The following is a 1124-nucleotide window of genomic DNA, read 5'->3' as shown; positions in this document are numbered from 1 at the left end:
CGGAGGAAGAGGGATTCGAACCCCCGCGGGCTTTGACACCCCTGTCGGTTTTCAAGACCGATCCCTTCAGCCAGACTTGGGTATTCCTCCGTATAAGTGGTGGACCTTGTAGGACTCGAACCTACGACCGGACGGTTATGAGCCGTCTGCTCTAACCAACTGAGCTAAAGGTCCAATGGTAGCGGCGGAGGGGATCGAACCCCCGACCTCACGGGTATGAACCGTACGCTCTAGCCAGCTGAGCTACACCGCCAAAAAACAATTAAAATCAAGTGGAGCCTAGCGGGATCGAACCGCTGACCTCCTGCGTGCAAAGCAGGCGCTCTCCCAGCTGAGCTAAGGCCCCAAAATGGTCGGGAAGACAGGATTCGAACCTGCGACCCCATGGTCCCAAACCATGTGCTCTACCAAGCTGAGCTACTTCCCGTTTTTCAAAAGTATGTATGGCGCGCCCGAGAGGAGTCGAACCCCTAACCTTTTGATCCGTAGTCAAACGCTCTATCCAATTGAGCTACGGGCGCAACAATAAGTGCCGAGGGCCGGACTTGAACCGGCACGGTAGTCACCTACCGCAGGATTTTAAGTCCTGTGTGTCTGCCAATTCCACCACCCCGGCATGGATGGTATAGTATAGTTGGAGCGGAAGACGGGATTCGAACCCGCGACCCCCACCTTGGCAAGGTGATGTTCTACCACTGAACTACTTCCGCGTTTGGCAATGCGGATGAAGGGACTTGAACCCCCACGTCTGTAAAGACACTAGAGCCTGATTCTAGCGCGTCTGCCAATTCCGCCACATCCGCAAGAAAAACATGGTGAGCCATGAAGGACTCGAACCTTCGACCCTCTGATTAAAAGTCAGATGCTCTACCAACTGAGCTAATGGCTCTTATTACAAGAGACTTATATAGTATAACATATAAAGGTGGTGCCGGCAAGAGGACTTGAACCCCCAACCTACTGATTACAAGTCAGTTGCTCTACCAATTGAGCTACACCGGCTTAATACGCCAACTTATGTATGATAGGAATGGTGGAGGATGACGGGCTCGAACCGCCGACCCTCTGCTTGTAAGGCAGATGCTCTCCCAGCTGAGCTAATCCTCCATATATTACACTTACGT

12 tRNA genes are annotated in these 1124 nt (G+C 52.5%); all 12 read right to left on the bottom strand.

From position 1 onward, the window contains the following. The 12 genes from HWY38_RS05500 to HWY38_RS05445 all read right to left on the bottom strand — a co-directional run bounded on the left by HWY38_RS05500 (position 1) and on the right by HWY38_RS05445 (position 1107). A tRNA-Ser gene (locus tag HWY38_RS05500) sits at positions 1-90 on the bottom strand. Between the two features lie 7 nt (positions 91-97). Next, a tRNA-Ile gene (locus tag HWY38_RS05495) sits at positions 98-174 on the bottom strand. Between the two features lie 2 nt (positions 175-176). Further along, positions 177-253 (bottom strand) — tRNA-Met (locus tag HWY38_RS05490). A 20-nt stretch (positions 254-273) separates the two neighbouring features. After that, a tRNA-Ala gene (locus HWY38_RS05485) sits at positions 274-346 on the bottom strand. 4 nt (positions 347-350) lie between these two features. Continuing rightward, positions 351-427, bottom strand: a tRNA-Pro gene (locus HWY38_RS05480). 17 nt (positions 428-444) lie between these two features. Further along, positions 445-521 (bottom strand) — tRNA-Arg (locus tag HWY38_RS05475). 9 nt (positions 522-530) lie between these two features. Beyond that, positions 531-616 (bottom strand) — tRNA-Leu (locus HWY38_RS05470). A gap of 19 nt (positions 617-635) precedes the next feature. Then, positions 636-710, bottom strand: a tRNA-Gly gene (locus HWY38_RS05465). A 9-nt stretch (positions 711-719) separates the two neighbouring features. Beyond that, positions 720-803: transfer RNA gene (locus HWY38_RS05460), tRNA-Leu, on the bottom strand. A 10-nt stretch (positions 804-813) separates the two neighbouring features. Next, positions 814-889 (bottom strand) — tRNA-Lys (locus HWY38_RS05455). A 37-nt stretch (positions 890-926) separates the two neighbouring features. Beyond that, positions 927-1002: transfer RNA gene (locus HWY38_RS05450), tRNA-Thr, on the bottom strand. Positions 1003-1031: 29 nt separating this feature from the next. After that, a tRNA-Val gene (locus HWY38_RS05445) sits at positions 1032-1107 on the bottom strand. Between the last annotated feature and the right edge of the window lie 17 nt (positions 1108-1124).

Source organism: Bacillus sp. KS1 (assembly GCF_020075515.1).
In the GTDB taxonomy this organism is placed as follows: domain Bacteria; phylum Bacillota; class Bacilli; order Bacillales; family Bacillaceae; genus Bacillus; species Bacillus velezensis.
The sequence above is the reverse complement of the archived record's forward strand: the minus strand, read 5'-3'. Positions and strand labels throughout refer to the sequence as shown.